The organism is Paraburkholderia lebeckiae (assembly GCF_014201005.1).
GTDB classification, from domain to species: domain Bacteria; phylum Pseudomonadota; class Gammaproteobacteria; order Burkholderiales; family Burkholderiaceae; genus Paraburkholderia; species Paraburkholderia tuberum.
Window position 1 is genome coordinate 1 of sequence record NZ_JACHDK010000059.1, and the last position, 4,284, is coordinate 4,284.

Annotated in this window: 7 protein-coding genes and 2 pseudogenes; 3 read left to right on the top strand and 6 right to left on the bottom strand. The window is 61.4% G+C overall.

Features of this window, described 5'->3' with window-relative positions; genetic code table 11:
* Together HDG39_RS34300 and HDG39_RS34305 are read right to left on the bottom strand one after the other, a co-directional pair.
* Positions 1–81: pseudogene (locus tag HDG39_RS34300) on the bottom strand (TenA family transcriptional regulator); the annotation flags it as partial.
* A 95-nt stretch (positions 82–176) separates the two neighbouring features.
* Positions 177–1,274 (bottom strand): porin, encoded by a 1,098-nt coding sequence (locus HDG39_RS34305; protein WP_184012689.1) that lies wholly within the window; start codon positions 1,272–1,274, stop codon positions 177–179.
* 58 nt (positions 1,275–1,332) lie between these two features.
* On the opposite strand from HDG39_RS34305, the gene HDG39_RS34310 reads away from it, so the two are divergent.
* Together HDG39_RS34310 and HDG39_RS34315 are read left to right on the top strand one after the other, a co-directional pair.
* A complete protein-coding gene (locus HDG39_RS34310; protein WP_184012691.1) occupies positions 1,333–1,521 on the top strand; it encodes a hypothetical protein in 189 nt (62 codons plus the stop codon).
* A 108-nt stretch (positions 1,522–1,629) separates the two neighbouring features.
* Entirely contained in the window at positions 1,630–1,830 is a 201-nt protein-coding gene (locus tag HDG39_RS34315) for a hypothetical protein (RefSeq protein WP_260328457.1), read from the top strand.
* A 103-nt stretch (positions 1,831–1,933) separates the two neighbouring features.
* Here the strand turns inward: HDG39_RS34315 and HDG39_RS34320 are convergent, their stop codons facing one another.
* From HDG39_RS34320 to HDG39_RS34335, 4 genes are read right to left on the bottom strand one after another with little or no spacing between them, the layout of a single operon-like run.
* Complete coding sequence (locus tag HDG39_RS34320) at positions 1,934–2,893, bottom strand: alpha/beta hydrolase (protein ID WP_184012693.1); 960 nt, start codon at positions 2,891–2,893, stop codon at positions 1,934–1,936.
* Positions 2,887–3,165: a 2Fe-2S iron-sulfur cluster-binding protein gene (locus HDG39_RS34325; protein WP_184012695.1), complete on the bottom strand. Its 279-nt coding sequence runs from the start codon at positions 3,163–3,165 to the stop codon at positions 2,887–2,889. Before HDG39_RS34325 ends, HDG39_RS34320 begins: the two co-directional genes overlap by 7 nt.
* 52 nt (positions 3,166–3,217) lie before the next feature.
* Positions 3,218–3,556 carry a hypothetical protein gene (locus tag HDG39_RS34330; protein ID WP_018418286.1) on the bottom strand — a complete coding sequence of 113 codons (339 nt, stop codon included), beginning with the start codon at positions 3,554–3,556 and terminating at the stop codon, positions 3,218–3,220.
* Positions 3,553–3,861: a 2Fe-2S iron-sulfur cluster-binding protein gene (locus tag HDG39_RS34335; RefSeq protein ID WP_184012697.1), complete on the bottom strand. Its 309-nt coding sequence runs from the start codon at positions 3,859–3,861 to the stop codon at positions 3,553–3,555. The genes HDG39_RS34330 and HDG39_RS34335 overlap by 4 nt, the downstream gene beginning before the upstream one ends.
* Positions 3,862–4,203: 342 nt before the next feature.
* Here HDG39_RS34335 and HDG39_RS34340 point away from each other — a divergent pair.
* Positions 4,204–4,284 (top strand): annotated as a pseudogene (locus HDG39_RS34340) (TenA family transcriptional regulator); the annotation flags it as partial.

The window sequence follows — 4,284 nt, forward strand, 5'->3', positions numbered from 1 at the left end:
CGGCGCCTTGTTGGCGCTCTTGCCCTTGATTGCTTCTTCGAGCGCGGTGCGGAATTCATCGCGGTTCATCAGTTCGGCCATCTTTGCTGCTCCTGAGATCGGTCCATGCCCTTCGCGGGGCATGGAAATTCGGGTCGTCGACGAGGCGAAAGCCTCAGCGCGTTAGCGCGACGTCGTTAAAAGGTGTGGCGCAGGCCGAGGCCGACCGACGCCTGTTTATTGGTGCTTGACGGGCTGATGAACTGCGTGACCTGCGCCACCTGTGCGTCGCCCATCGCACGCTGGAAGGTGGCGAATGCATAGAGGTCGGTGCGTTTCGAGAGGCTGTAGGTCGTCGTCGCGTTGTACTGGATGTAGCGTGGGTCGCCGTCGTTCGCATCGACCTTGCCGTCGGTGTAGGTGACGCCCAGCCCCGCCGAAAGCGCCGGCGTGAAGTAGTACACGCCGTTGATTTCGTAGTTCATGAAGTTGACGTTCTGCTGTTCGAAGCCGTCCTTGTACGTCGTGCTGGTGATGTCGCCGCCCAGCTTCAGCGAGCCGAACCTGTACGCCGCGCCGCCGCCGACGGTCAGGAACGAGTGCGCCACCGTCACGAATTCGCCAATGGCGGAGTTCGACGCCTTCCAGAACGTGCCGGTGTTCCGCGCGCCGGGCTGCCGTGCGTAAGTCATGCCGAAGCCCACATACAGCGGACCGTCGTCGTAGCTGCCGCCCACGCTCCACATGCTGTTCGCGCCGAAGCTGCCGGCCTGACCGCCGAAGCTGTACAGCGCGCTGCCCGTGAAAGCGCCGTAGGTTTTCGTGTATTTCACGGAATTGTCGACACGTACCCCGCGGTTCGTCAGGTCCATGTCGCCGGGGTGCTCCATGTAGACGGACCAGTCGGCGGCCGTCAGGTGAGCCACGTAATCGACCATCGACTCGTATTGCCTACCGAAGGTCAGCGTGCCCCAACGGTCGTTCTGGAGGCCGACATAGGCCTGCCGGCCGAACATCAGACCGCCTTGTCCGAGCGATCCGTCGGTGACGTCGAAGCCGTTTTCGAGCCGGAAGATCGCGTGGTTTCCACCGCCCAGATCTTCCGTTCCGAGAAACCCGATGCGGCTGCCGCGCGTGGTACCGCTTGACATCGCCACCGTGCTGCCGCCGCCCTGATTGTTCGTGTACTGGATCGAGACGTCGATCAGGCCGTAAAGCGTGACGCTTCCTTGGGCGTGGGCGTTGACGGCGGCTGCGCCTGAAATTGCGGCCGCAATGTAGAACGTCTTTTTCATCCGTTATTCCTTTGATGCGGGGCGTCCTCGGTGCTGGCGCGAGGTCGTGGAGTTATGGGTGATCATCCAGCAGGACAAAGTATGCGGTATACAAAAAAGACGCCAGCGTTTTTTGACTTTGATCGATCCGCGGGTCAAGGAGGATTGCGGAATTTTTTTGAACATGCTTGAAGGCGTGGAATTGCCGTGGTTGACGGACCAATCGACGATTTTCCGGAGGGCGGGCATGCGGACCGGCGATGGTTAACGCCTAAAAATTTGTCGTGCGAGCACATTTTATTGTACATAGTATACGAGACATTTTTGCGCACGGGACCGTTCGACTCCGTGCGCATTGGCTTTTCCCTGTTCAACTGTGACCTTCGCGGCGCTCGTCGAACAGATCGCCGCCGCGGCGTCTTCGCTGTCGCAGCAGATCCTGCAGCTGCAGCAGGCGGTCGACGAGTTCAAGCTCGACTATGACGGGATGCGTAGCTCGGTGCCTTCGCCGGTTCGCTCGGCTCCTGTGCCGTCGGTCTGGGAGGCCATCGAGGCGAATCGACTGCGCTGTTCATGAAGGTTGCCGCGCACGTTCAACTATCGGTCCAGACGGCACCGATAGTTGAAGCGCGTGCGCATCGCTCTCGTGGCTCCTGGGCGAGCGCGAGATGCGTTCCGCTTTATCGACCCACGCTCCCGATGAAGTGCAGAATCTCGCGCCCAAGATACTCCTCGCCCGAATTGAAGTGAGCGACGATCGACGTGTGGTTGTGACCGCGCATCTGGATCAGCCGGGGCGGCGTGCCGCGATGACGCAGCGCTTCGAAGAAGAACTGCGCGCCGTATTCGTCCAGATAGCGATTCTCGAACTCGGCCACCGCGATCATTAGCGGCACCGACGAGCGCGCGACGTGACTGAGCGGAGAGCGCACCGGATACAGGCTCTCGTCGTCGCCGAAGTACGCGCGCACGGGCTTCGCATTGGGGTTGCCCGGGCGCACGTCGGCCGCCACCCGCGCGCTGATCAGCACCAGACCGGCGACAGGCGAAGGCGGGCGTTGCTCAATGACGGCCGGATCGAACAGACATGCGGCCGCATGCGCGCCGCCCGCCGAATGGCCCACGACGAACACGCGGGCGGGGTCGATCCGCAGCGTGCGCGCATGCTGTTGAATGTAGGCGAGCGCATCGGCGACGTCGTGCGCGCCGCCCGGGTACGGCGCCACGTCGGCGAGCCGGTATTCGACGTTGATCGCGACCAGTCCCTGCGACGCGAACCAATAAGAGGCGTTGTCGTAAATCTGGCCGTTCACGCTCTTGTTGCCACGCACGAACGCACCGCCGTGGATGAACACGACCGCATCGCGCGGCCCGGGGTCACCGCCATCGTCACGCGACGCGAGCGCTGCCGGCTGAAAGACGTCGAGCACATGACGGGCGTGCGTACCGTATTGCACGTCCCGCTCCACGACGATGCCGTCCTTCGGCGCAGCGGCGACGAGCGGCGTATAGCAGTCGATCACCGTCTGCCGGTGAGCGATGATGTCCTCGTTCCAGCGCGGCCCGATCTCGAGCAGAAGGCGACGTTGATCGTCGGGCAGGGAGCCGAGCGGCTCGTCAGTCGGCTGCGGGTTCACCATGACACGCTCACGTCGCCGTTGATGAAAGTCTGGCAGGCCATCCGGTAACCGGCTTCGAGATCGGCGTCGCTGAGATGGCGCTTTTCCTTCTCTTTCACCGCGTCGGTGTGTTCGAGGCCGCGTTCGACTTTGCACTTGCAGGTGCCGCACAGACCGCCGCCGCACTTGAAGGGAATACCGCCTTTTTCGCGCAGCGAGACGCGCAGCAGGTTGCTGTTCGGCGGGGCGCTGACGCACTTGCCGTCATTGCTGAGAAACGTAATCTGGATCATGCGTGAGACCTGTTCTGGCTGGATACGTGTATGGATATGAGCGCAGCGTGCTTCAGCGTGCCACCGCGGTGACGCCCGGTCGCAATAGCGCGTCCTGGTTGCGGGTGCCCACCAGGATCTGAAGCGCCGCGAACGCCTCATCCCGGTCGGAGAATTTTTCGAGGAAGCGGGTCGGCATATCGTTGACTTCACCACCCTCCGCTTCGTTGGTGACGCGAATCCGCGCGTCGCCGTAAAGCGCGGCAATCACGAAGGTCGCCAGATGACGTCCGCAATATAAGTAGTCCCACGTTTCGGCCGGCGCCAGCTTGCCGATGGGTTCCGTGCGGTACTGGCCGGGCTTGCTCGTGAGAATCACGTAACTGATCGACTGTGTCGCGTTCACGCTCATGCCGCGGCCCCCACGTCGGTTTGTTCGAGTTCGATGTCGTGCTCGATCCAGAGCTGGCAGGCGAGGCGATATCCCTGTTCGAGGCGCTCGCCGAGCTGCTTCTTTTCCTTCCAGTTGGGTGCGGGCAGATGCTCGCCGCCCGCGCGGACGACGCACGCGCATTTGGAGCATTTCCCCATCCCGCACTCATAGCGAAGGTGCGGAAACGGGAACTGCTTGATGCCGGCGCGTACGACCAGATTGGTGTTCTGCTTGACCTCTCCCTGATAGGTATCGCCGTTCCTGTGAAATGTGACCATCGGCATTGCCGCTTTCCTCTCGATCTGAAGATCCGGACTGCGCGCTGGGAAGCGCCTTAGCGTTGCTCAATACTACCGAGCGTTATGAACATTGTATACTGACGACAATTTGTCGAGCGACGGACGTCTAAAAAAATTTGCTGTGCGAGGACCGCGACGAGACAGGGTTCACATATGCGCCAAGCGTTGGAGGACGGATCCGGCCGCATTCCTGACTTCAGCCCAAACGAAGGTAGACAGTATACATTATTCTTTTGATGCGATATTCTGCGTTCACTGTCTGCTGTTCGAGCGCCCCGCCTCGTAGCCGTAGACGTTGTCCCCCTCTAGATCTCAGGAGCAGCAAAGATGGCCGAACTGATGAACCGCGATGAATTCCGTACCGCGCTCGAAGAAGCAATCAAGGGCAAGAGCGCCAACAAGGCGCCA